Below are 22,351 nucleotides of genomic sequence, written 5' to 3' on the forward strand. Positions count from 1 at the left end.
CCCAAAATTGAGAGACGTAGCACCGCTAAGTTTTTGCTACGTCTCTAATACATCTATTTGGGCTACGGATTAAAATCCCACTGCTGGCAATCTGCCGAGTGTTTCCAATGCACCAGTAAGTAAATTTAGCACCACAAAAGCAAGGATGGGGGAAAAGTCCATACCACCCAAGGGAGGAATAATAGAACGAAATAGGTTGAGGTAGGGGTCTGTGACTTGGCTTAAAGCAGTAAATGGTTGATTATACCAATTGATGCTGGGAAACCAAGTCAATAAAACCCGAATAATCAACAGGTAGCTGTAAACAGTGATGAAAGTAACTAATGTATTAATCAGTAAAGACATGGATGGGTTAGTTTCCTATTGAGTGTCAAAAGCGGTCTTATTATAGATTTTAATTTAGTCTAGGTCATAGCGTATGGAGATTATAACCTTGGGGGTTGGGGACTGGGGACTGGGGACTGGGGATTGGGGACTGGGGACTAATGAATTCAAAATTCACGCATACTTTACAGGATTTTGTTACAAAATTCAGAATAAAATATTCTGTTCCCTGCTCCCTAATGACTAATGACTAATGACTAATGACTAATGACTAATGACTAATTAAGAATCTTGCTTGACGGAACGATCATTCACTGGTTGAGTAGAACCGCCGTTAACGTTACCTAAATGCTTCCTGACTTCATCAATTGTGGCATTTAGCTGGGCAATTTTATCTTCTAGCGATCGCCTTGCGGTTTCCATCTCTATGCCTTCACCCTCAGAAGATAGCATCTGACGGCGTTTGGCAGGCACTTTTTGATTTTCCTTGGAATTATTGATCATTTCTGTGCCTTCTTCCACTATTTCCTCGTTCTGGCGGGAAGCAATGACAGTACCTAAAATTCCGCCCACCACGCCGCCAAATATCGCCCCTACCAAAAAACCACTACCAAAACCATCACGCTGACTCATAACTTTATTCCCTTGAAGAAACACGGCTACTTTTAGATCATTGGAGTTCTTTTCCTTCCCTAGCTGCATACTAGCCTATGTGCCGAAGATGCGATCGCCTGCATCTCCTAATCCCGGTACAATAAACCCTTGATTATTGACCGTTTCATCAATTGTGGCAGTGTAAATTATTAGGTCAGGATAAACCTCACTCAATTTTTTTAATGCTGGTGGTGCAGCTACCACACAAACAATCCGAATTAAAGCCGGATCAACACCCCGTCTCGTTAACTCAGACATCGCCGTCATCATTGAACCACCCGTGGCTAACATCGGATCGGTAATCAACACCCTAGTTTGAGGGTGAAATTTTTCTGGCAGTTTGTTGAGGTAACAGGAAGCTTCTAAAGTTTCCTCATTTCGCACCAAGCCCAAGTGATAAATCGAAGCTAAAGGTAGTATAGTTTGCGCCCCTTCTAATAAGCCCAAACCAGCCCGTAAAATCGGCACAACTGCCACGGGTATTTCTGGACTAACCACCGTCCCAGGGCAATTATCCAAGGGAGTTTGTACCAAAATATCTTGTGTTGGCAACCATTCCCGCGCTGCTTCATAGGTTAGCCAACGCCCCAACTCAGTCATCGCACTCCGAAACAAAACCGAAGGCGTAGCAGCATCACGGGCAACTGTCAGCCAGTGCTTGATTAAAGGATGGGGAGGAACATAAACACGCAGTTGTGCCGCCATACCTAAAAATAGCCTTTTTTATTCTATGAGAACTGAAACATCATCATACTCTTTCCTGGGCATTAGTCATTAGGGAATAGGGCATAGAAGAGGAATTGGTGCAGGGAGCAGGGAAGGGGTAAATGTCCCCCTGCTCCCTGCCCCCTGCCTCTTGTCTCCCATTCCCCAATCCCCAACTATTGCAATAAATTTGCATTAATAGTTGACAGCCATTCTCAACCAAGGTTATATTATCTATCAGTGTTCTCCTCTCTTTAAGGATCGGCAGACGGGATTAGCCGGCGGTAGCAGGCTCGTCCCTCTTTTTTGTTTGTTAAGCCAATTAAACAAAATTCGTCACGCAAGTTTTTATTTATTATCCAGTAAGCTTCACCAAATTCCATTTATGGCTGTGATTAACTCTTGAGTAGTTATCTAGGTTGAAAAGCTAAACCACATATTTGGGATCATCCCTCTTGGCTTTCAATAACAATGATTTATAGAATTAATCATGATTTCTACTGACAAAAGTAATATAAAATACGATTTTCCCCGTTAATTTTATTTACTTGCTGTTCCTATGCCCTCAACTTTTAGGACTACCTCATCCCTTGATCATTCATTTGATGTCATCGTGATTGGATCTGGTATTGGTGGTTTAGTCACAGCCACCCAGCTAGCAACAAAAGGTGCAAAAGTTCTGGTACTGGAAAGTTATGTCATTCCAGGTGGGAGTGCTGGCTACTTTGAACACGAAGGTTATCGCTTTGATGTGGGGGCTTCGATGATCTTTGGTTTAGGAAACAAAGGTACTACGAATCTACTGACTCGCGCCCTCCAAGCCGTAAATATTAGTCTGGAAAGTATTCCTGATCCCGTACAGATTCATTACCACCTACCACAAGGTTTAGACTTAAAAGTTGATAGGGATTATGACAAATTTTTGCAAAATCTTATTGCTTACTTTCCTCATGAAGCTAGAGGAATTCGTCGTTTTTATGACGAGTGTTGGCGAGTATTTAACTGTCTTAACAAAATAGATTTACTGTCTCTAGAAGAACCTGGGTATCTTTTGCGGGTATTTTTGCAACATCCTCTAGCTTGTCTTGGTTTAGCTAAGTATCTCCCTCAAAATGCTGGAGATGTCGCCCGACGTTATATTAAAGACCCCCAATTATTAAAATTTATCGATATGGAATGTTATTGCTGGTCTGTAGTCCCAGCCAGTATGACACCAATGATTAACGCTGGGATGGTTTTTTCTGACCGACATTATGGCGGTGTGAACTATCCTCAAGGCGGTGTAGGACAAATTGCCCAGGCTTTAGCACAGGGTTTAGAAAAAGCAGGCGGTAAAATTGAATACCAAGCTAAGGTTACAAAAATTCTTACTCAAAAAGGTCGCGCAGTCGGTGTGCAACTAGCCAATGGCGAAACTTATGGGGGCAAACGCATAGTTTCTAATGCTACACGATGGGATACATTTGAAAAATTGTTACCAGTGGAGAAAATGCCACATAATGAGAAAAAGTGGCAACAAAGATATCAAAAATCGCCAAGTTTTCTGAGTCTACATATGGGTGTCAAAGCTGCGGTTTTACCTGCGGAGACGGAGTGCCATCATATTATTTTGGAAGATTGGCAAGAGATGATGACACCGGACGGTACTTTATTTGTGTCGATTCCCACCTTGCTTGACCCAGATTTAGCTCCCAGAGGGTATCATATCATTCATGCGTTCACACCCCATTGGATTGATTATTGGCAGGGAATGTCTGCAAAAGAGTACGAAGCGAAGAAAGAAGCGGCGGCTTGGCGAGTTATTGACAGACTAGAAAAGATTTTCCCTGGTTTAGATGCAGGATTAGATTATTTAGAAGTGGGTACACCCCGCACTCATCGGCGTTTTTTGGGGCGAGTAGATGGGACTTATGGGCCGATACCCCGGCGTAAATTATGGGGATTAATAGGAATGCCCCTAAATCGTACATCTATTCCAGGGCTTTATTGTGTAGGAGATAGTACATTTCCAGGTCAGGGGTTGAATGCGGTAGCGTTTTCTGGCTTTGCTTGCGCCCATCGCATCGCAGTAGATTTGGGACTGTGAAATCAATTCAAAATTGACGCATACTGGAATGACATGACTAAAATGGTGCAATAAAAAATCTGTTTCATCGCCGTTTATCTGCGTCCATCTGCGTTTTTGTCAAAATCTAATGCACTATTTTATAGCAGTCCTATCTGATTTGTGAGAACTCGCGCTGTCCAGATCCCCGACTTCTTTGAGAAGTCGGGGATCTTGTGTCTCATGAATGATTTAGGATTGCTAGGAACATCTGTGTATATAACGACGGAGTTTTAGATCCAATTTTTTATAAAGAATAAAAAACTAAACCCTAAGCTGATTATTGCGCTTAGGGTTTAGTTCAACTTCTAAATCTAATTTAGTTGACTCTATTCATCTTTACTTTCATATAGATGAAGATAATTATTAACCATCAACACATATTAAAGTCCAACAAATAGTAACTCTCAAACCACCCAAAACATCGCTGATTTCTTGTTCGTTGAGTTCGTGAATAAAGCTATCTTCACCTTGGAAAAGTTCACTACCAGCAGGGATTAAGTTAGAAATTGTTACGTTAGCCATGATTGATTGTTCTCCTGAGTAAATTAGTGCTAATGTGGATTTAGATTCTGAGCTATCTGGTGTTCTAGACAGATAGAAAAAATGCAATTTGTTTCGCGATGCTCATCCCTATGACAGTAGAGATGGGCATTGTCATTAGGACTCAACGCAAATCAAAGTCCAACCGATAGTAACTCTCAAACCACCCAAAACATCGCTGATTTCTTGTTCGTTGAGTTCGTGAATGAAGCTATCTTCACCTTGGAAAAGTTCGCTACCAGCAGGGATTAAGTTAGAAATTGTTACGTTAGCCATGATTGATTGTTCTCCTGAGTAAATTAGTGCTAATGTGGATTTAGATTCTGAGCTATCTGGTGTTCTAGACAGATAGAAAAAATTTAATTTAGTTCGAGATGCTCATCTCTATGACAGTAGAGATGGGCATTGTCATTAGGACTCAACGCAAATCAAAGTCCAAGCTACTGTGATTCTCAAACCACCCAAAACATCGCTGATTTCTTGTTCGTTGAGTTCGTGAATAAAGCTATCTTCACCTTGGAAAAGTTCGCTACCAGCAGGGATTAAGTTAGAAATTGCTACGTTAGCCATGATTGATTATTCTCCTGAGTAAATTAGTGCTAATGTGGATTTAGATTCTGAGCTATCTGGTGTTCTAGACAGATAGAAAAAATTTAATTTAGTTCGAGATGCTCATCTCTATGACAGTAGAGATGGGCATTGTCATTAGGACTCAACGCAAATCAAAGTCCAAGCTACTGTGATTCTTAAACCACCCAAAACATCGCTGATTTCTTGTTCGCTGAGTTCGTGAATAAAGCTATCTTCACCTTGAAAAAGTTCGCTACCAGCAGGGATTAAGTTAGAAATTGCTACGTTAGCCATGATTGATTGTTCTCCTGAGTAAATTAGTGCTAATGTGGATTTAGATTCTGAGCTATCTGGTGTTCTAGACAGATAGAAAAAATGCAATTTGTTTCGCGATGCTCATCCCTATGACAGTAGAGATGGGCATTGTCATTAGGACTCAACGCAAATTAAAGTCCAAGCTACCGTGATTCTTAAACCACCCAAAACATCATTGATTTCTTGTTCGTTGAGTTCGTGAATGAAGCTATCTTCACCTTGGAAAAGTTCGCTACCAGCAGGGATTAAGTTAGAAATTGTTACGTTAGCCATGATTGATTGTTCTCCTGAGTAAATTAGTGCTAATGTGGATTTAGATTCTGAGCTATCTGGTGTTCTAGACAGATAGAAAAAATTTAATTTAGTTCGAGATGCTCATCTCTATGACAGTAGAGATGGGCATTGTCATTAGGACTCAACGCAAATTAAAGTCCAAGCTACTGTGATTCTTAAACCACCCAAAACATCGCTGATTTCTTGTTCGTTGAGTTCGTGAATAAAGCTATCTTCACCTTGGAAAAGTTCACTACCAGCAGGGATTAAGTTAGAAATTGTTACGTTAGCCATGATTGATTGTTCTCCTGAGTAAATTAGTGGGAAATTTTATTTTGGCGTTTGGTTTTGTTTGTCCCACATTTATATAATCTGTGTGGCAACTAGCAATTATGTATTTTGCTTCCAAGGAAACTGGACAAAAGAAATACACTTTACAATATTTTTTGATGACTCTTTGTAGTAAATAGAGTCTGAGAAATGCTGGAATAACAACGGTTTTGACAGAATACAGAAATTTAAGTTATTTACCGAATCAGGTATATGGAGAAGATATCGCCTGATTTTCTTCCCTAAAATAAAATCTTTTTGTCTCTTTCTATTAACTGTAGTTACCGCTTGGCAAAAAAATATCCGTTGTTTCTACGATGAGTAACAACGGATCAGACTTTTATTTGATTTTGGAAGTTTGGTATAGGATACCTTGTGACTTCTATTTCTTCTCGATGCGGGGGGGTTCGCGGAATGCGATCGCAAAGAATAAAACCCCAATCGCCAGGGTCAAAATTAAAATGTATGCAACGCTTTCCATGTCAAAAGCTCCTTAAAGTTATGAGTGCTGTTAGCGGAAGCGCGGCGTTTAGCCGGTGCTGAGTGCTGAGTGCTGAGTTACAGAATTCACTCGGAACTCATTACTCATTACTCAGCACTAAAATTAGAGGGCTTCCTTCCGGCGGGTTGTCTTGTCACCCACTTTCTGGAATAGACCCCATTCGACTTGCTCTTCTAGATCCGCTTCTACACCTGCAAATACGTCACGGTAGATTGTCCGTGCGCCGTGCCAGATGTGACCGAAGAAGAACAACAGGGCGAATACAGCGTGTCCAAAGGTAAACCAACCTCTGGGAGATGTACGGAATACACCGTCAGAGTTCAAAGTTTCGCGGTCAAATTCAAAGATTTCGCCGCCTTGAGCTTTACGGGCATACTTCTTCACATCGACGGGATCTGTAAAGGTTTTACCATTCAAATCGCCACCGTAGAAGCTAACAGTTACACCAGTTTGCTCGAAGCTGTACTTGGATTCTGCCCGACGGAAGGGGATGTCAGCGCGGACAACACCATCAGCATCGGTAAGAATTACGGGGAAGGTTTCAAAGAAGTTGGGTAGACGACGTACAGTCAGTTCTCTACCTTCAGAGTCTTTGAATACAGCGTGACCTTGCCAAGATTGGGCAATACCATCACCTTTCACCATTGGCCCGGTACGGAATAAACCACCTTTAGCGGGGCTATTGCCGACGTAATCGTAGAAAGCCAATTTTTCAGGAATCTGTGACCAAGCTTCAGAAAGGCTTGCACCATCAGCCAAGCTAGTTTGTACGCGACGCTCAATTTCTTGGCGGAAGTAGCCTTGATCCCATTGATAACGGGTGGGGCCAAACAATTCAATTGGGGTGGTAGCGTTACCGTACCACATTGTGCCTGCAACAACGAAGGCAGCAAAGAATACAGCCGCAATACTGCTGGAAAGAACTGTTTCAATGTTACCCATCCGCAGAGCTTTGTAGAGTCTTTCGGGGGGTCTAACAGTGAGGTGGAATAAACCAGCAATAATACCAACTACACCGGCGGCGATGTGGTGAGCCACTACACCACCAGGGTTAAAGGGGTTAAACCCGGCTGGCCCCCATTCTGGTGCTACTGGTTGCACGCTACCAGTAACCCCAAAGGGATCAGAAATCCACATTCCAGGGCCAAATAGACCTGTTAGGTGGAAAGCACCAAAACCGAAACAGAGTAAACCAGATAAGAACAAGTGAATGCCAAACATTTTTGGCAAGTCAAGGGCAGGTTCACCGGTGCGGGGATCTCTAAAGAGTTCCAAATCCCAGTAAACCCAGTGCCAAACGGCAGCTAGGAACAATAGACCGGAAAGGACTATGTGAGCCGCAGCCACGCCTTCAAATGACCAGAAACCAGGGTCAACTGCTGAAGCACCAGTAACACTCCAACCGCCCCAAGATTCGGTTACACCTAACCGTGCCATGAAGGGTAGCACGAACATCCCTTGCCGCCACATGGGGTTGAGAACAGGATCACTGGGGTCATAAATAGCTAGTTCGTATAGTGCCATCGAACCAGCCCAGCCTGCCACCAGGGCTGTGTGCATCAAGTGTACAGAAATCAGTCGCCCTGGATCATTCAGAACGACTGTGTGTACTCGGTACCAGGGTAGTCCCATCGACTACGCTCCTCCTCGATGAGTTATGTTTACAAAACAATTTTCTTACTTAAGGTTCCAAGGTTGGAAGCCTAACCTCGGACTTCTCTGAGTTTTTTTATTGCCAGAGCCTGGGCTTTGCCACAGCGAAGCTTTTCAGCCAGATGTGACTCCTTTAGCAATGCTGACACACTTCGGAGAATTTATCCCAGAGGGTAGCGATCGCTAAGTAAAAATGAGAATGTTTTAAAAAGTGTAACTATTGATGGAACTGTTTGCAAGCCTGTCAATAGATGCGATCGTATACTCTGCAAGATTTATCTTGCCACGAATCGCCCTCAAAATATATTTGGATTATGTTTAGAAAAATTTACATAAATTATTGATTGGGTATGGGGAATAGGGCATTGGGCATCGGGAATGGGGCATGGAATAATAATTACCTTGCTTACTTCTTACCCTTAAACCCCTACACCCTTATACCCTTACACCCTTATACCCCTACCTAAACCACTGGCTGAATGTTTTGCAATTGACACTTAGCCTCAGCCGTTCCTAGTCGCTCAATTACTTGTTCCGCCGTCATTAGTCGTTTGAGTACGACTTGACCAATGGTCTGACTGACCAGTCCTGGTGCTGTGGGTTTAACTTCTACAGTCAAGACTGCTTCTTCAATGCGATACAGCCACATCAATTCATCACTCTCCACTAAACAGATATTCAGACGTTGAATATCTGGTGTCCGTCGCCATGCAGTAATTTGCCAGAGTCCATCAGAAGCCCAAACTCTGCCAACAGTCCATCCTTCAGCAAGAAAAAAATACTTCACAGTGTTACTCTCACTTTTTCAACTTGATAATTTTGTTGTCTACAATCGGGACATCATCTTAGTTGATGATGTATAAAGACGACATTTACTTATCAAGCCATCATCGGAATTTTACGAGAAGTTTAATTGAGGATTAATCCCTGAAGAGAACTGATTACACAAGAAAAACTTGATTCATTGTACAAATTTATTCTTCGGGTAGATTTGGTTAACAAGATGCAATGATGGCTGGATAAATGTAACAACAAGTTAACACCAAATATTAACTATTACTGTTACTACAACAGCCTAATAAAGATATTCATTGTAATCAATATGAATTACTTTATCTTGATGAAATATTTAATACAAAATGGCGAATAGGGGATGGGGAATAGAAAACAAAAAATATTCTTAGCCCAATGCCCGATGCCCCATTCCCGATGTCCAATGCCCCATACCCAATTCCCAATCCCCAACACTGCCACACATATAGTATGATTACTGGCTAATTTTACAAATCTAAGTGCCATGACAGGGTTTACCATATTAGGGCGACGATGGGGTCGAGTGACAAGGTTTCTATCGTTGTTTTGTTTATGCTTATTGTTTGCGATCGCTTGTACACCAAGAGAACAGACAAATACTACACCTAGTAGTCCAGGAACTACAACGGCTGGGGATGGTCGGATCACTGTGGGAACGACGGCCAAGCCCAGAACTTTAGATCCGGCGGATGCCTATGAGTTGGCATCCTTGGGTTTAGTATTTAATATGAGCGATCGCCTCTACACTTACGAACTAGGAAGCACGGAAATTAAGCCACAATTAGCGACAGCTTTACCTAAAGTGAGTGCAGATGGTCTCACCTACACTATCCCTATCCGTCAAGGAGTCGTTTTTCACGACGGTACGCCCTTTAATGCTAAGGCGATGGAGTTTAGTATCAAGCGGTTTATTGAAAATAAGGGTAAACCATCCTTCTTGTTAGCAGATACAGTCAGTTCTGTAGCCGCTACAGGAGATTATGAGTTAACCATCAAACTCAAAAAACCTTTTGCCGCTTTTCCTGCTTTGTTAGCCTTCTCTGGGGTGTGTGCTGTTTCACCTGGTGCTTATGAAATTGGTGCGGGTAAATTTAAACCAGACACTTTTGTGGGAACTGGCCCTTATAAATTGGCACAGTATGGTACAGATTCACTCCGTTTAGATATTTTTGATAAATATTGGGGAGAAAAACCCGCTAACAAAGGCGTTAACGTACAGATTCAGACCAGTCCTGTGAATTTGTTTAATGCTTTCCGTACAGGCGCAGTTGATGTAGCTTACTTATCATTACAGCCAGATCAAATTCGTAGCTTAGAAGAAGGCGGTAAAAAAGGAGATTGGCAAGCAATTACATCTCAGGGTAGTGTAGTTAGTTATTTAGTCTTAAATCGCAATCAAAAACCCTTAGATAAACCAGAAGTCAGACAGGCGATCGCTGCTATAATTGACCGTCCACTCTTAATGGAACGAGTTTTATATGGTCAAGCTGATCCCCTTTACAGCATGATTCCCACCACATTCAATGTTTCTCAACCATTATTTAAAGATAAATACAGTGATGGTAATTTTGAGAAAGCCAGACAATTATTAACAGCTGCTGGTTATTCCAAAGATAATCCGGTCAAAATTCCAGTTTGGTATCCTTCGAGTTCACCTACTCGCTCTTTAGCTGCACAAACACTAAAATCTTTAGTCGATACCAAAATGGATAATATAGTGCAGTTGGAAGTCAACACCGTAGAAGGTGCTACTTTCTTTAAAGACATTTCCAAAGGTTTATATCCTGCTGCTTTACTAGATTGGTATCCAGATTTCTTAGATCCCGATAACTACGTACAACCATTTTTAGCCTGTCAAAAGGGTTCAGATGCTAAAGGCTGTGAAGATGGCGGTAGCCAAACTCAGGGTTCGTTTTACTATAGCGAAACTATGAATAAATTAATTGACCAACAACGTAAAGAACAAAACCCTGAAGCACGGCAGAAGATTTTTGAACAAATCCAAACCCAAGTGGTGAATGATGTACCTTACGTTCCCTTATGGCAAAGTAAAGACTATGTATTTGCCCAAAAAGGTGTAAGCAACGTACAACTTGACCCCACCCAGAACTTGATTTACAAAACTATCAAGAAATAGTCATTAGTCATTAGTCCTTGGTCATTAGTCATTAGTATTAGTATGAATTCTTTTGCAAAGACTGACTAACACTACAGAAGAATCATAAGGTAGTATGCGAGAAGCCAAGAGGCTATGGAGATGCAAAACTTGAATATTGACCTGATTGAGATGATTAACTAATGGCCATTGACTAATGACTAATGACTAATGACTAATAACTAATAATTAAAATGTCTAGATCAAAAGCCTTACAATACTACATTGTCTCTCGGTTGCTCCTAGCACCACTCCAGTTATTAACTATCATTACCATCGTATTTTTACTACTTCGCGCTACCCCAGGAGATCCCGCCGATGCGATTTTGGGGGGACGCGCACCGGAAGCTGCTAAAGAAGAATTAAGAAGACAATTAGGTTTGGATTTACCTTTATGGCTACAGTACCTCAATTATTTAGGTAGTTTGCTGCGATTCGATTTAGGTACATCCTTAACCAGCCGAGGACAGCAAGTTTGGAATATTATCGGACAACATTTTCCCGCCACAGTAGAGTTAGCTGTCTGTAGTATGGCGGTGGCTTTGGTGGTTGGTATTGTGGTAGGAACACTTTCCGCTTCTCGTCCTGGAACGTCCTTTGATGTGGGTGGACGATTATTTGGTATTGTTACTTACGCACTGCCCATGTTTTGGGCGGGAATGTTGTTACAGTTGATTTTTTCTGTACAACTAGGTTGGTTTCCCAACTCTAACCGCTTCCCACCCAATCTTGACCCCCCCTCATTAATTACGGGTTTGTATACTGTAGATAGCTTACTCAAAGGCAACTTTACTCAGTTTTTCGCATCTTTACATCATTTAGCCCTTCCCAGTATCACTTTAGGAATCTTATTGAGTGGGATTTTTGAGCGAATTGTCCGCGTGAATTTAAAACAAACTCTCCGCGCTGACTATGTAGAAGCAGCTAGAGCCAGGGGAGTTGCGGAAAATAAAATTTTAGTCTCCCATGCGTTGAAAAATGCCTTAATTCCCGTGATTACAGTCCTGGGTTTAACCTTTGCTTCCTTGTTAGGGGGAGCCATTTTAACTGAAGTGACATTTTCTTGGCCGGGGTTGGCGAATAGACTATATCAAGCAATATCCGATCGCGATTATCCTACAGTACAGGGGGTACTAGTATTTTTTGGGGCGATCGTTGTTGGCGCGAGTATTTTGATTGATATTCTCAATGCTTACGTTGACCCCAGAATCCGTTATTAAGCATAGCCAAAAAGTTTGTAGTCAGGACTTTAGTCCTTATTTTTTAGGCTTAATTCCTGACTCAAAAATTGCTGATTTCACACTCTAGATACTGCTTTCATCCACAAATATTGCTACACATAAGTAGAGGTTAAAAATGCCATACAGTGCCTTTACTTTCAACAAAGTGAAAAAAGATTTCAACCTCACAGTCATTGAAAATCAAGATTTATTCTTGAATACCCCAACTGTTGCACCTACCGATTACCTCAACATTATTCTGGCAGAACATTTGCCTTTAGTAACAGCAATCAATACGGAAAAAGCTCGTTCAGAATTGGTTATTATGCCGATTCTCATAGAAGTTAGGCGTTATTTAAAATACCAAGTTAGTATTTTTTCTGGGTCAGAATTTAATGTTGATGCTGATAAAGGACTAGAAGGACATTGTGATTTTATCTTGTGTAAATCGCAGGAACAATATGATATTACTGCTCCTGTAGTGACGATTGTGGAAGCTAAAAATGAAAGTATTAAATCTGGTTTAGGTCAGTGTATTGCTACAATGATTGCTTCTAAGTTGTTCAACAAACAACAGGAAAACCCCATTAATGAAATTTATGGTGTAGTAACTACAGGAACTGATTGGAAATTCTTAAAACTTTGTAATCATACTGTTTTTATTGATAAGCAGGATTACTTTATTAGGGAAGTAGATAAAATTCTTGGTATTGTTGCTCATACTCTCATATCTGCCTCAGTCAGCAATTAATTGCCAGCGCGAGAGCATTTTTTAGGCGTTGCTGAATCAGAATCTGAAATGCCAGAAATACCTTTCTTTTCCTTTATTACTTCGCGCCTTTGCACCTAACGCAAGCGGTTCCACATTCGCGGTATACGTGTACACGATATCAATTCATATCTCAATTCAGTAACGCCATTTTTTATCTAGGAATGTAGACAATGCGAAAACCAACATTACTACTACCATAAAAAATACATTTGTTCAACTGTGATGAATGTTAGGTAATCAAAGTCTACGCAATATCTTGGTAATCGTAAGTTTACTTGATGAATTTATGTTTTAGCTTTAGCGTTTAGGAACTCAATGACTAAAGTCACGACTACAAACTAATTAAGTATATTTTCTAAAGCTAAGTGGAAGATTGATTTTTACTAGGTTAACGTATATATTGCTTCCCATCTTTTGCCGCTAAAGTCATTGCTTAACAATGCGGTTTGATATTTTTACTATGTCTACCCAACCGATAATCGAAAGTATATACACCGATGGTGCTTGCACTGGTAATCCTGGCCCTGGTGGCTGGGGTGTTGTTGTCTATTTCAATGATGGCTCAGTTCATGAAATGGGTGATGCCGCCAGCCACACCACAAATAATAAAATGGAGATGCAAGCCGCGATCGCTGCTTTACAATTTCTCCGTGCTTCTGGACAATCTCAACCCATCACTCTCTATACAGATAGCGAATACCTGATTAACTGTGTTACTAAATGGGTGAAAGGTTGGAAGCGTAAAGGCTGGAAAAAAGCCGATGGTAATCCAGTCCAAAATCAAGACTTGTTAGAAACTCTTGATGACCTCAATACTAAACAAGTCAATTGGCATCATGTCCGAGGACATTCTGGTAACGTCGGTAACGAACGCTGTGATGTGATTGCTCGCAGTTTTGCCAGTGGTAAAATGCCTTCATTGAAGCGATTACTCACTGATTACACTCATAAATCTTTACCTGACAATAACGGAAATATTGTATCAAAAGTACATAATCATGTTACAACCTCTACAATAGTTCACAAAACTATACAAGAAATCGAACCTTCCGCAACACAAACAACCACTATGGAACCATCTACCGCACAAGCTGCGGCTACAGTCGAAGAACAGCTGCCTGAACAAAGGGTTGAACAACTCCGTAACTTAGTTGAAACTCTACGTATCGCTGACGAAATTGCTGCTAAAGGCTACCTGATTACAAGTTCGGAATTGGCATACCTGATGGATGTCCACGCTAGTGCTGTCACCAGCAGAGGAGACCAATGGCGATGGCGAAATTGGATAGTTTCACGGGTAAGGCGTGAAGGAAATCAAATACTTTGGGAACTAGAACGAGGCGATCGCCTGGGAGGTGAAGAAGAGTAAGTGGTGAGTGCTGAGTTATGAGTGCGGAGGAGTCAATTTTCTAGTGTAAAGATAGTGGGTGTCAGGTTGTTTGACTTTTCACTCTATGTAGAAAAGTTAACGTGAAACCTAACCCCCTAACCCCCTTCCCTAGTAGGGAAGGGGGAAAATTGAAAGTCTCTCTCCTTTTAGGGGAGAGGTTTGGAGAGGGGTTTTCCAGATACCGTGAACAGTCAGGTCAGATTGTAAGTGTTAATTCTTGAGTTTTTCTACGAAAACCATTCATACAGAACACTTAATCAAGAAAAAATTCCTGTCATTCTTATTGACTCTACTCACCACTTCTCACTCCCCACTCAGCACCGGCTAAACGCCGCGCTACCGCTAACAGCACTCCCCACTCCCCACTAATTCCCGTACTTTCTCCCCCGCCATTCTTTGGGTTTACGTAATGCAGATAAGAAAATTCTCAACACCGCTAAAGGATCAGCAAAGGGAGAAAGCCAAAATAGCCAGCCAGCAGTAGCCGTTTTTCGATCATAGGAAGGTGCGATCGCTAGTAACATGGCAAAGCGAATGAATAATAAAAATAAATTCAATCCCAATAAGCACTTTAAAGACCATGTCCCAGGTAAAGGTGACAGTAGGCTGACCAAAAAGTAACTCAACACAATTATTAGAGGTAAACCTTGAACTGCCGAAAGTAACCATAAGTCTCCCCAAATTTGTGCTTGAGGTGAAGCATCTTTGAGGTCAAGACTACGCCCCCATTCTTTCCAAGTTTCTAAAGCTCCCTCATACATCCTGACTTTTAGCACCTTTGCGCCATCTAAAAAACCCACTTTAAAGCCTTGGGCGGCAATGTAACGAGCTAAGGTGACATCATCACAAAAGGAACTACTAGCACTGCTATAACCACCCACAGCAGCCAATACAGACCGACGGCATAAAAAACACTGTCCATTGGCCATGACTCTTTCTGGCTGATCTGTAGTAATTCCAGCCGGGTCGAAGCGATAAAGTAGAGTCATTAATAATGCTGGTTGTAGCCAACATTCTCCAGGATACTTGAGGATAAACTGCGGCGAGAGAGAAACCAAATCATAACCTTGATCTGTTGCTGTTTTCACTAAGCCAGCTACTAAACCAGGATGGGGTTGTGTGTCTGCATCCATCCCTAAGAACCATTCACTATTTTCTGAACTAGATAAAAAGCCGTTATGCAACGCCCACGGACGACCTACCCAATTTGTAGGTAAGGGGTCATCATTCATGAGGCGAAAGCGGGGGTCTTGTTGCTGTGCCGCTTTTACTAGTTCGGGAGTCCCATCTTGGGATTTACTATCGACAACAATAATTTCTCGGACTTCGTAACTCTGACGACTCAAACCTGCCAATAAAGGGCTAATTCGCAGGGCTTCATTCAGGGTGGGAATAACAACGCTGACACTGCCTAAAATTTCTGAAGTAGGCTGTTGGGGTTGAATGGGGGGATTGCGTCTTGGCCCCTTGAGTAGACGCGAAAGCAGTATCGCTGTCGCAGGTAATTGGATGAGTAGGAAAAATAGCGATATCGCGCTTTCTACTATTAAAGCGTTGTCCACGGTAAAAATATTGTGCAGTTGAAATCTTGAATATAGTTTTGCTTGGGGAATTGGGCATGGGGAATCGGGCATTGGGAATAGAATGTTTTCTTTCACTTCCCTCATCCCTCATTCGGGGTTTGTCAGTTGCTATGAGGGAACCCCCTATTTTGCCAACTGACTCACCAGTTCCCAGTCCCTCATCTCATTTTTTTACTTCAGGGCAACTTTGACACTAGCCACAGAAACCTCAGTAGCTGCTGGTTCAACAGCAATTGCAGATGGGGCAACTGTAGCTTTCCACCATAGCAGTATTGCTGGGGCTACGCCTGATACTAAACCTAGTAAGACAGGTACAGAAAATCCAGCCGCCAAACTCATGACAGTTGCAAAACCAAAGTTACCTAAATAGATCGCTAGGGGTAAATTTAGCTGCGATCGCTCAAATTTAATAGGCTGATTTCTCCACAACAATGCAGCCACAGTCATAAACACTGAACCTGTACCCATCCAACCTGCAAAGTTTTGATAAGGCATCCCAAAAAATGCACCTGGTTGCTGCCAATACCAAAAAGGCAGAGATGTTTGGCTCATTGCTGGATCAAGGACAAAATCCCAGGATGTAAGTAACAACGCACCTAAAACAACTGCACCGATATGGCGTAACAAACTCGGCTTTTTATCAACTGCTAAACCAGCGCGTCCTAACAGATAGGCAGAACAACCCACATAAAACCATGACAAGGGAATAGTAAATGGAACTAAACCAGCAATTTTATAACCCAAGCCACTTAAGTAACTGTAGTGACCAAAAGGAAACCCTGTGCTTGTTCCTAAAAGTTCACTGGTTAAGGAAATTAACACCGCAGGCAGCATAAATCCCAAGGCACGGCCTAAACCTAATGTGCGTAAGGCATATAAAAATACCGCAGCCGCCCCTAAAATCATGTAGACTACTCCACCTCCAGCCATACTCCATTGCATGGCTGTTTGTCCTATCTCAGATAGATGAAGAATGACTTCGGCATTCGGTATAACCAATAGTATTCCTACCAATCCAAACACCATTGACACAATATGACCAATAAGGCATACGCGCTCAAAGACAACAAGCTGTTTCATGATCATTCCTTAAACAAGATGTGATATTCGGCTACTCTGCTGCTATCAGTTTACAAATGTTTACGAAAATATTTAACTAGTTTTGCCCGTAATTCTCTGCAAAAGTTTGTTGAACTTTTTTGTCAGAGAATGAAAATCTCTTGGTTGCATCTAGAATAAATGGGATGATAAGGTTATAGTCTAAGCTATTAACGCCACAAAGTGTCTAGATAATCTAGCTTTTGTCTAGTAAAATCTACTTAACAATAATTTCCCACCTGGGGGTTGCAAACATATATCAGGTTCAAAGCTGCTCATCACAAACAACGCTTTGAATGTGAGTGATTTATGACGTAGATCACAATTATTTCAGTAAGGCAAGGCTAAATTTGTAACAAGTAAATTAGATATTCACCAACCCATGCTGATTGTAAAGAGAATTCCTTGGATAACTTTGGGTCTACTAATACTTACCTATGGTACGTTGGGTTGGTCTTTATCTGAAGCACAATCCCCCTGGTTCGTCTGGTTGGTGCTGGTGATGAGTTTGTTACTTTTAGTGGGAACTTTAACAGCCCCCTATTCAACTTTAGCTAAATACTCGGTTGTGCTACTCGGTTCCAACACTAAGACTTTTGTGGCTGCTGTGTTGGGAGCATTTTTGTTTTTTATGATGCTGGCTTGGTTTCGGATCTTTCTTGATACCTTATTGATTGTTGCGTCGGCAATATTAGCCAGAATCGATTTTCAATCAGCAGGATTTAGAGAAGGGCAAGCTTTTGTCGTTACCTGTGTTTTTTCAGTTGCAGGCGTAGGTTTGGGTGCCTTTGCTTATACAGCTATTACACAGAAGGTTTGGTTTTAGAAACATTTCTCAAAAACTTTTAGTAGTTGGGCAGAAATGCCCAACTAGAAATTTAGCTAGCGACTGCTTCAGTAGCAACTGGTGGATAAACGCTGACTTTTTTACTGGATTTACCCTTTCTTTCAAAGGTAACTACGCCGTCAACTAAGGCAAATAAAGTATCATCTTTGCCAATTCCAACGTTGTTACCAGGATGGAACTTAGTACCACGTTGACGCACAAGAATGTTGCCTGCACGTACAACTTGACCACCAAAACGCTTTACGCCTAACCGTTGAGCATTAGAATCACGACCGTTGCGTGTACTACCTGTTCCCTTCTTATGAGCCATAATTTCCTTTTTTTATTACTTCTTCTTTGACTATTATTCAGCAGCAGGTTCAGCTGTTGCTGTAGCTGGAGCAGTTAAGACTGTACCGTCAATGGTAATGGAATCAATCATTAGTCTCGTAATTTCCTGGCGATGCCCCCGTTTTTTGCGGGTTTTCTTTTTCGGCTTCATTTTGTAAACCAGAACTTTGCGACCTCTCAAGTGGCGCATGACTGTACCTTGTACAGTTGCACCTGAGACTAAGGGTTGTCCGATGTTGATGCCGCCGTCATGCTGTACTAGCAAAACTGCATCTATTGTAACTTTTTCATTTGGCTCGACAGCGAGCAGTTCAATATCGTAAAAACGGCCTGGCTCAACTCTGAGTTGTTTACCGCCAGTTTCAATAATTGCGTAGGTCATGAAATTGTCCTTGAGGTTGCCGTACAGGTAGCTGACGGTAAAATTTTTTTGTCAGCTTTTGCATGGTGTCTACCTGATCCGAGCAGGAATAAGACAGACAATCTAAAATCATATGCGATTTAGCAATATTTGGTCAACTATTCCCTGGTAGATATTGTCTTTGGTGTCTGGGAAAATTCCAATACAGAGAATTTACAGAGAATTTATGGAAGAAATTCCCCAAAATTTACGAAATCCTCAAAAAGCTAGATGTAGTTATTACTGACACAGAACAGCACCAACAAATCTGAGCCAAGGATTACCCTGACTCAGATTTTCTCTTTATGGGGGAGTGCTAGTGATGGAGTGCGATCGCCTGACATCACAAGAGGAATGGGGGCAGGGAGCAGGGAGCAAGGGTGAAGACTCAGAGGTAGCTTGTCTTTGCCCCATATCAAGCCGAGCTTCCTAGAAAGACGGGACTTCGCTCCGCGCTCCAGGATAAAGGCTTGCTCCCCCTGCACCCTGCACCCTTCCCCTCTGCCTCTTCGGTCACACAAACCGAACTTCATACGCAATTATTCGATTTTGTCTATTACTAATAAAACTGCTCTTCCTTTGACTCTGGCACGATGTTTAGTTTGGGCAGGTACTATGAACAACTCATGAGCATTCAGCGTTTTTGTTTCGTGTTCAGTATCAAGATGAACAGTACCAGAAATTACATAGAAACACTCATCACTAATATCATGTGAATGCCAGTTGGCTGTAACATCTTCCATGACCCTCAAGCGGACATTGTTACCATTAACTTGGGAGATATCAATACTTTTCCAGCTTTCAGTAATGTTATTAGCCCAGTTTAACAAATTATGTGTTTCCATACATTAACTCTACTGATGAATTTATAAGTTAGGATATCTGTTATTTTAAAACTAGCCTATGAAAAGAATTGACGTTGAAAACAGAACTATTTTAATCGGTTTAGCTGGTAGCCACGGCTATGGCTTAAACCGTCCTGAATCTGATTTTGATTTTCGAGGTGTGTTTATTGCACCTAAAAAATACTATTTGGGATTTGACAAGGTTGAACAAAAAGATGACGGTTGGGATGAACCTGGGATTTTCCCTTTTATCGATGGCAATAAAGATACGGTAATTTATGAATTGAGAAAGGTTTTGCAATTATTAGCCGGGGCAAATCCCAATGTTTTAGAATTACTGTGGTTGCCTAATTATCCTGTTTTAACTGATGTCGGTCAGCATTTAATTAAGCATAGAAAAATATTTTTAAGTAAGAAAGTCAAGCATACTTATTCTGGTTATGCTTTTGCTCAAATCAAAAAGATGGAAACCCATCGTAAGTGGTTATTACATCCGCCACAAAAAAAGCCCCTACCATCTGATTTTGGTATCGAAAATGAAGAACCTTTAATTAAAGATGAATTAAACGCTTTTCTGGAGTATCTTTATATTTTAATTAGAGGCAGAATTGAGTTTTTAGAAGAGGCTGAACAATTATATAAGTTGCTGACGGCTGATATTGATTTTAAAGGTGTTTTGAAACAGTACACTTTACCTGACGAAGTTTTGGAGTATACGCAAAAATTAACTAATAGTCGGGGTGATTTTATTCGCTTGCTACAAAAGAGTCAAAGTTATCAGGTAGCTTTGAGGGAATGGAAAGCTTATATATCATGGCAAGAAAATCGCAATCCTGCTAGGGCAGAAATGGAAAGAAAGTCAGGTTTTGACTTAAAACATGGAATGCACTGCATTAGACTGCTACGCAGTGGTTTAGAAATATTGCAGACAGGTAGAGTAATTGTTGATAGGAGAGTAGCAGGTGATGTTGATGATTTAAAAGCTATTCTCAAGGGTGCATATTCTTATGAACAAGTGATGCAAATGGCAAATGATTTAGTGGCTCAAATGGATGCTGTTTATGACCAATCGACTTTACCGCATCACCCAAATTTAGAAAAGATTAATGATTTGTGTATGGAATTAGTAGAAATGCAAGGGTGGTAATTGGGCATTGGGCATTGGGGATGGGGAAAAGAAATGCTCAATCATTTTTGCTTTTAATAAACTCAAGGGTGTTGAGTGTGTCAGCAAGCCCATAAAAGCTAATGAGGAGTAATATGATTGCTGCTATTTGGGTGACTCTGGTTTGGGGCGAGGGTGCGATCGCTTCTCGGACTAAAATAGACATAGCAGCCCCTACTGACAAACTTAAACACAAGATAAAATAGGGTTTGTCTGGTGTAATCATTGCAACTGTCAACATAGCGATCGCTAGCGTCAGCATGATTAACTCTACTAAACTAGGGGGATTGTATTGACTAGCTACAATGAAACTGTTCAACCAAAATCGCCAAATTCTCATAGTGAGTGATGAGTGCTGAGTGATGAGTGATGAGTAATGAGTAATAAGTAAACAGTAATTTCTACAGCTATTTTTTGCTATTTCAGTAATATTGTGCCTGATAACTCATAAATGAGGGTTGAACAATGTTCAACCCTGAAAAAACATTTGTATGTTGGTATTGGTATTTTCGACGGCAAATGACTATCTAACACCTGTCTTCATTTGACCTGTACCATTCCTTTGGTTAGTGTCATCTTCGGCAATTTCTACACCAAAAACGCGACCAAAAGTTTTTTCTACTTTATAGCCAGAATCAATTGATTCTAAGGGGTCTTTCCGTAGGCGGTGACGCAGACATAAAGTAATGACGCGACGGATATCATCAACTGTAACTTCGGTGCGACCTTCAAAAGCGGTTAATGCTTTAGCGGCGCGGTTGGTGACAATATCACCACGTAAGCCGTCAACATCTAATTCTGAACAGACCTCTGAGATTTTCACCCGTAGGTCATAGTCTAGTTTGACTTCTGGTAGTAGCTTTTGTGCGTTAACAATTTTCTCTTGCAGAGATTCTTGCTCTGTTTTGTATTTTTCGAGGAATCCTGGCGGATTTTGGTCAAACTCTGACCTTTGCTCGACGATTTGCACCCTTAAGGCTGGTTCTTTAACGGTGTGAATTTCCGCGTGCATACCAAATCGGTCAAGCAATTGGGGACGCAGTTCACCTTCTTCTGGGTTTCCTGAGCCTACTAGTACAAATCTAGCTGGGTGACGGATGGAAATACCTTCCCGTTCTACGGTGTTCCAACCGCTAGCGGCAGAATCGAGAAGTACGTCTACAAGGTGGTCATCTAGCAAGTTGACTTCATCGACGTAAAGTATACCCCGATTGGCTTTAGCTAGCAGTCCAGGTTCAAAAGCTTTTACACCTTCCGATAAAGCTTTTTCGATGTCGATAGTACCACAAACGCGGTCTTCTGTAGCTCCCAGGGGGAGGTCTACCATTTGGACTTTCTTCAGTTCAACGGGAATTTCAGACCCTTGGTCAACCTTCTGGCGGACTTCATCGCTCATCAGGTCAGGGTCGCGGGGGTCGCTGTTGAAGGGGTCATTGGCGACTACGGAGATTTCTGGCAAGAGGTCAGCCAACGCCCGGATAGTTGTGGATTTACCTGTACCGCGATCGCCCATAATCATTACACCACCGATTTTGGGATCAATCACGTTCAACAGTAGTGCCAGCTTCATTTCTTCCTGGCCTACAATTGCCGTAAATGGAAACACCACGCGACGCGCACTTGCCGTGGATTGAGCAGTTGGAGTCACTAAATTACCTTAATAATATCTTTCTTATTACAGTTCTTTATTGTGCCACAATTGGGGGTTGGGAAATTATTAAAAAAAGGCGTGTAGGAGAGGTTTCATCCCAATGCCCAAT

General features: G+C 41.6%; 26 protein-coding genes. 7 read left to right on the plus strand and 19 right to left on the minus strand.

Annotated elements, in window-relative coordinates:
- Positions 1–69: 69 nt before the first annotated feature.
- The 3 genes from CLI64_RS01060 to upp all read right to left on the minus strand — a co-directional run bounded on the left by CLI64_RS01060 (position 70) and on the right by upp (position 1,683).
- Positions 70–345 (minus strand): YggT family protein, encoded by a 276-nt coding sequence (locus CLI64_RS01060; protein ID WP_103135502.1) that lies wholly within the window; start codon positions 343–345, stop codon positions 70–72.
- Positions 346–606: 261 nt separating this feature from the next.
- Positions 607–957, minus strand: a complete 351-nt coding sequence (locus CLI64_RS01065) for a hypothetical protein (protein ID WP_103140538.1) — start codon at positions 955–957, stop codon at positions 607–609.
- A 75-nt stretch (positions 958–1,032) separates the two neighbouring features.
- Positions 1,033–1,683 (minus strand): uracil phosphoribosyltransferase, encoded by a 651-nt coding sequence (upp, locus tag CLI64_RS01070; RefSeq protein ID WP_103135503.1) that lies wholly within the window; start codon positions 1,681–1,683, stop codon positions 1,033–1,035.
- Positions 1,684–2,242: 559 nt separating this feature from the next.
- On the opposite strand from upp, the gene crtH reads away from it, so the two are divergent.
- Positions 2,243–3,769: a carotenoid isomerase gene (gene crtH, locus CLI64_RS01075; RefSeq protein ID WP_103135504.1), complete on the plus strand. Its 1,527-nt coding sequence runs from the start codon at positions 2,243–2,245 to the stop codon at positions 3,767–3,769.
- 384 nt (positions 3,770–4,153) lie between these two features.
- Here crtH and CLI64_RS31120 read toward each other — a convergent pair whose 3' ends face one another.
- The 9 genes from CLI64_RS31120 to CLI64_RS01090 form a co-directional block, all read right to left on the minus strand.
- The gene (locus CLI64_RS31120; protein WP_192881649.1) at positions 4,154–4,312 is read right to left on the minus strand and encodes a hypothetical protein; all 159 of its coding nucleotides are present in this window, start codon (positions 4,310–4,312) and stop codon (positions 4,154–4,156) included.
- A 135-nt stretch (positions 4,313–4,447) separates the two neighbouring features.
- Positions 4,448–4,606 carry a hypothetical protein gene (locus tag CLI64_RS31125; protein ID WP_225977470.1) on the minus strand — a complete coding sequence of 53 codons (159 nt, stop codon included), beginning with the start codon at positions 4,604–4,606 and terminating at the stop codon, positions 4,448–4,450.
- 135 nt (positions 4,607–4,741) lie between these two features.
- Entirely contained in the window at positions 4,742–4,900 is a 159-nt protein-coding gene (locus CLI64_RS31130) for a hypothetical protein (RefSeq protein ID WP_192881651.1), read from the minus strand.
- A gap of 135 nt (positions 4,901–5,035) precedes the next feature.
- Positions 5,036–5,194, minus strand: coding sequence for a hypothetical protein (locus CLI64_RS31135; RefSeq protein ID WP_192881653.1), 159 nt, complete (start codon positions 5,192–5,194; stop codon positions 5,036–5,038).
- Between the two features lie 135 nt (positions 5,195–5,329).
- Positions 5,330–5,488, minus strand: coding sequence for a hypothetical protein (locus CLI64_RS31140; RefSeq protein ID WP_192881655.1), 159 nt, complete (start codon positions 5,486–5,488; stop codon positions 5,330–5,332).
- A 135-nt stretch (positions 5,489–5,623) separates the two neighbouring features.
- Positions 5,624–5,782, minus strand: coding sequence for a hypothetical protein (locus CLI64_RS31145; protein WP_192881657.1), 159 nt, complete (start codon positions 5,780–5,782; stop codon positions 5,624–5,626).
- A gap of 418 nt (positions 5,783–6,200) precedes the next feature.
- Positions 6,201–6,299, minus strand: coding sequence for a photosystem II reaction center protein T (locus CLI64_RS01080; protein ID WP_103135505.1), 99 nt, complete (start codon positions 6,297–6,299; stop codon positions 6,201–6,203).
- Between the two features lie 123 nt (positions 6,300–6,422).
- A complete protein-coding gene (gene psbB, locus CLI64_RS01085) occupies positions 6,423–7,952 on the minus strand; it encodes a photosystem II chlorophyll-binding protein CP47 (RefSeq protein ID WP_103135506.1) in 1,530 nt (509 codons plus the stop codon).
- Positions 7,953–8,436: 484 nt separating this feature from the next.
- Positions 8,437–8,760 (minus strand): hypothetical protein, encoded by a 324-nt coding sequence (locus tag CLI64_RS01090; RefSeq protein WP_103135507.1) that lies wholly within the window; start codon positions 8,758–8,760, stop codon positions 8,437–8,439.
- A 510-nt stretch (positions 8,761–9,270) separates the two neighbouring features.
- On the opposite strand from CLI64_RS01090, the gene CLI64_RS01100 reads away from it, so the two are divergent.
- From CLI64_RS01100 to rnhA, 4 genes are all read left to right on the plus strand, one after another.
- Entirely contained in the window at positions 9,271–10,923 is a 1,653-nt protein-coding gene (locus CLI64_RS01100; RefSeq protein ID WP_103135509.1) for an ABC transporter substrate-binding protein, read from the plus strand.
- Positions 10,924–11,135: 212 nt separating this feature from the next.
- Complete coding sequence (locus CLI64_RS01105; protein WP_103135510.1) at positions 11,136–12,161, plus strand: ABC transporter permease; 1,026 nt, start codon at positions 11,136–11,138, stop codon at positions 12,159–12,161.
- A 136-nt stretch (positions 12,162–12,297) separates the two neighbouring features.
- Complete coding sequence (locus CLI64_RS01110) at positions 12,298–12,912, plus strand: hypothetical protein (RefSeq protein ID WP_103135511.1); 615 nt, start codon at positions 12,298–12,300, stop codon at positions 12,910–12,912.
- A gap of 481 nt (positions 12,913–13,393) precedes the next feature.
- Positions 13,394–14,302, plus strand: a complete 909-nt coding sequence (gene rnhA / locus CLI64_RS01115) for a ribonuclease HI (RefSeq protein WP_103140539.1) — start codon at positions 13,394–13,396, stop codon at positions 14,300–14,302.
- A 386-nt stretch (positions 14,303–14,688) separates the two neighbouring features.
- Here the strand turns inward: rnhA and cruG are convergent, their stop codons facing one another.
- A complete protein-coding gene (gene cruG / locus CLI64_RS01120; RefSeq protein WP_103140540.1) occupies positions 14,689–15,885 on the minus strand; it encodes a 2'-O-glycosyltransferase CruG in 1,197 nt (398 codons plus the stop codon).
- 192 nt (positions 15,886–16,077) lie between these two features.
- Positions 16,078–16,986: a gamma-carotene 1'-hydroxylase CruF gene (gene cruF, locus CLI64_RS01125; protein ID WP_103140541.1), complete on the minus strand. Its 909-nt coding sequence runs from the start codon at positions 16,984–16,986 to the stop codon at positions 16,078–16,080.
- A 400-nt stretch (positions 16,987–17,386) separates the two neighbouring features.
- On the opposite strand from cruF, the gene CLI64_RS01130 reads away from it, so the two are divergent.
- On the plus strand, positions 17,387–17,830 hold the full coding sequence (locus tag CLI64_RS01130; RefSeq protein WP_103135512.1) for a hypothetical protein: 444 nt from the start codon (positions 17,387–17,389) through the stop codon (positions 17,828–17,830).
- Between the two features lie 52 nt (positions 17,831–17,882).
- On the opposite strand, the gene rpmA is transcribed toward CLI64_RS01130, so the two are convergent.
- The 3 genes from rpmA to CLI64_RS01150 all read right to left on the minus strand — a co-directional run bounded on the left by rpmA (position 17,883) and on the right by CLI64_RS01150 (position 19,426).
- Positions 17,883–18,161: a 50S ribosomal protein L27 gene (rpmA, locus tag CLI64_RS01135; protein ID WP_103135513.1), complete on the minus strand. Its 279-nt coding sequence runs from the start codon at positions 18,159–18,161 to the stop codon at positions 17,883–17,885.
- Between the two features lie 33 nt (positions 18,162–18,194).
- Positions 18,195–18,563, minus strand: coding sequence for a 50S ribosomal protein L21 (rplU, locus tag CLI64_RS01140; protein WP_103135514.1), 369 nt, complete (start codon positions 18,561–18,563; stop codon positions 18,195–18,197).
- A gap of 557 nt (positions 18,564–19,120) precedes the next feature.
- Complete coding sequence (locus tag CLI64_RS01150; protein WP_103135516.1) at positions 19,121–19,426, minus strand: cupin domain-containing protein; 306 nt, start codon at positions 19,424–19,426, stop codon at positions 19,121–19,123.
- A gap of 58 nt (positions 19,427–19,484) precedes the next feature.
- On the opposite strand from CLI64_RS01150, the gene CLI64_RS01155 reads away from it, so the two are divergent.
- Positions 19,485–20,573: a DNA polymerase beta superfamily protein gene (locus tag CLI64_RS01155; RefSeq protein ID WP_103135517.1), complete on the plus strand. Its 1,089-nt coding sequence runs from the start codon at positions 19,485–19,487 to the stop codon at positions 20,571–20,573.
- A 37-nt stretch (positions 20,574–20,610) separates the two neighbouring features.
- Here the strand turns inward: CLI64_RS01155 and CLI64_RS01160 are convergent, their stop codons facing one another.
- Together CLI64_RS01160 and bchI are read right to left on the minus strand one after the other, a co-directional pair.
- Positions 20,611–20,931 (minus strand): hypothetical protein, encoded by a 321-nt coding sequence (locus CLI64_RS01160; protein ID WP_103135518.1) that lies wholly within the window; start codon positions 20,929–20,931, stop codon positions 20,611–20,613.
- Between the two features lie 183 nt (positions 20,932–21,114).
- Positions 21,115–22,239, minus strand: a complete 1,125-nt coding sequence (gene bchI, locus CLI64_RS01165; RefSeq protein WP_103135519.1) for a magnesium chelatase ATPase subunit I — start codon at positions 22,237–22,239, stop codon at positions 21,115–21,117.
- Between the last annotated feature and the right edge of the window lie 112 nt (positions 22,240–22,351).

Source organism: Nostoc sp. CENA543 (assembly GCF_002896875.1).
Lineage (GTDB): Bacteria > Cyanobacteriota > Cyanobacteriia > Cyanobacteriales > Nostocaceae > Trichormus.

Coding starts and splice junctions, on each gene's coding strand:
- CLI64_RS01060 (WP_103135502.1), bottom strand. CDS start 345: ATGTCTTTACTGATTAATACATTAGTTACTTTCATCACTGTTTACAGC.
- CLI64_RS01065 (WP_103140538.1), bottom strand. CDS start 957: ATGAGTCAGCGTGATGGTTTTGGTAGTGGTTTTTTGGTAGGGGCGATA.
- upp (WP_103135503.1), bottom strand. CDS start 1,683: ATGGCGGCACAACTGCGTGTTTATGTTCCTCCCCATCCTTTAATCAAG.
- crtH (WP_103135504.1), top strand. CDS start 2,243: ATGCCCTCAACTTTTAGGACTACCTCATCCCTTGATCATTCATTTGAT.
- CLI64_RS31120 (WP_192881649.1), bottom strand. CDS start 4,312: ATGGCTAACGTAACAATTTCTAACTTAATCCCTGCTGGTAGTGAACTT.
- CLI64_RS31125 (WP_225977470.1), bottom strand. CDS start 4,606: ATGGCTAACGTAACAATTTCTAACTTAATCCCTGCTGGTAGCGAACTT.
- CLI64_RS31130 (WP_192881651.1), bottom strand. CDS start 4,900: ATGGCTAACGTAGCAATTTCTAACTTAATCCCTGCTGGTAGCGAACTT.
- CLI64_RS31135 (WP_192881653.1), bottom strand. CDS start 5,194: ATGGCTAACGTAGCAATTTCTAACTTAATCCCTGCTGGTAGCGAACTT.
- CLI64_RS31140 (WP_192881655.1), bottom strand. CDS start 5,488: ATGGCTAACGTAACAATTTCTAACTTAATCCCTGCTGGTAGCGAACTT.
- CLI64_RS31145 (WP_192881657.1), bottom strand. CDS start 5,782: ATGGCTAACGTAACAATTTCTAACTTAATCCCTGCTGGTAGTGAACTT.
- CLI64_RS01080 (WP_103135505.1), bottom strand. CDS start 6,299: ATGGAAAGCGTTGCATACATTTTAATTTTGACCCTGGCGATTGGGGTT.
- psbB (WP_103135506.1), bottom strand. CDS start 7,952: ATGGGACTACCCTGGTACCGAGTACACACAGTCGTTCTGAATGATCCA.
- CLI64_RS01100 (WP_103135509.1), top strand. CDS start 9,271: ATGACAGGGTTTACCATATTAGGGCGACGATGGGGTCGAGTGACAAGG.
- CLI64_RS01105 (WP_103135510.1), top strand. CDS start 11,136: ATGTCTAGATCAAAAGCCTTACAATACTACATTGTCTCTCGGTTGCTC.
- CLI64_RS01110 (WP_103135511.1), top strand. CDS start 12,298: ATGCCATACAGTGCCTTTACTTTCAACAAAGTGAAAAAAGATTTCAAC.
- rnhA (WP_103140539.1), top strand. CDS start 13,394: ATGTCTACCCAACCGATAATCGAAAGTATATACACCGATGGTGCTTGC.
- cruF (WP_103140541.1), bottom strand. CDS start 16,986: ATGAAACAGCTTGTTGTCTTTGAGCGCGTATGCCTTATTGGTCATATT.
- CLI64_RS01130 (WP_103135512.1), top strand. CDS start 17,387: ATGCTGATTGTAAAGAGAATTCCTTGGATAACTTTGGGTCTACTAATA.
- rpmA (WP_103135513.1), bottom strand. CDS start 18,161: ATGGCTCATAAGAAGGGAACAGGTAGTACACGCAACGGTCGTGATTCT.
- rplU (WP_103135514.1), bottom strand. CDS start 18,563: ATGACCTACGCAATTATTGAAACTGGCGGTAAACAACTCAGAGTTGAG.
- CLI64_RS01150 (WP_103135516.1), bottom strand. CDS start 19,426: ATGGAAACACATAATTTGTTAAACTGGGCTAATAACATTACTGAAAGC.
- CLI64_RS01155 (WP_103135517.1), top strand. CDS start 19,485: ATGAAAAGAATTGACGTTGAAAACAGAACTATTTTAATCGGTTTAGCT.
- CLI64_RS01160 (WP_103135518.1), bottom strand. CDS start 20,931: ATGAGAATTTGGCGATTTTGGTTGAACAGTTTCATTGTAGCTAGTCAA.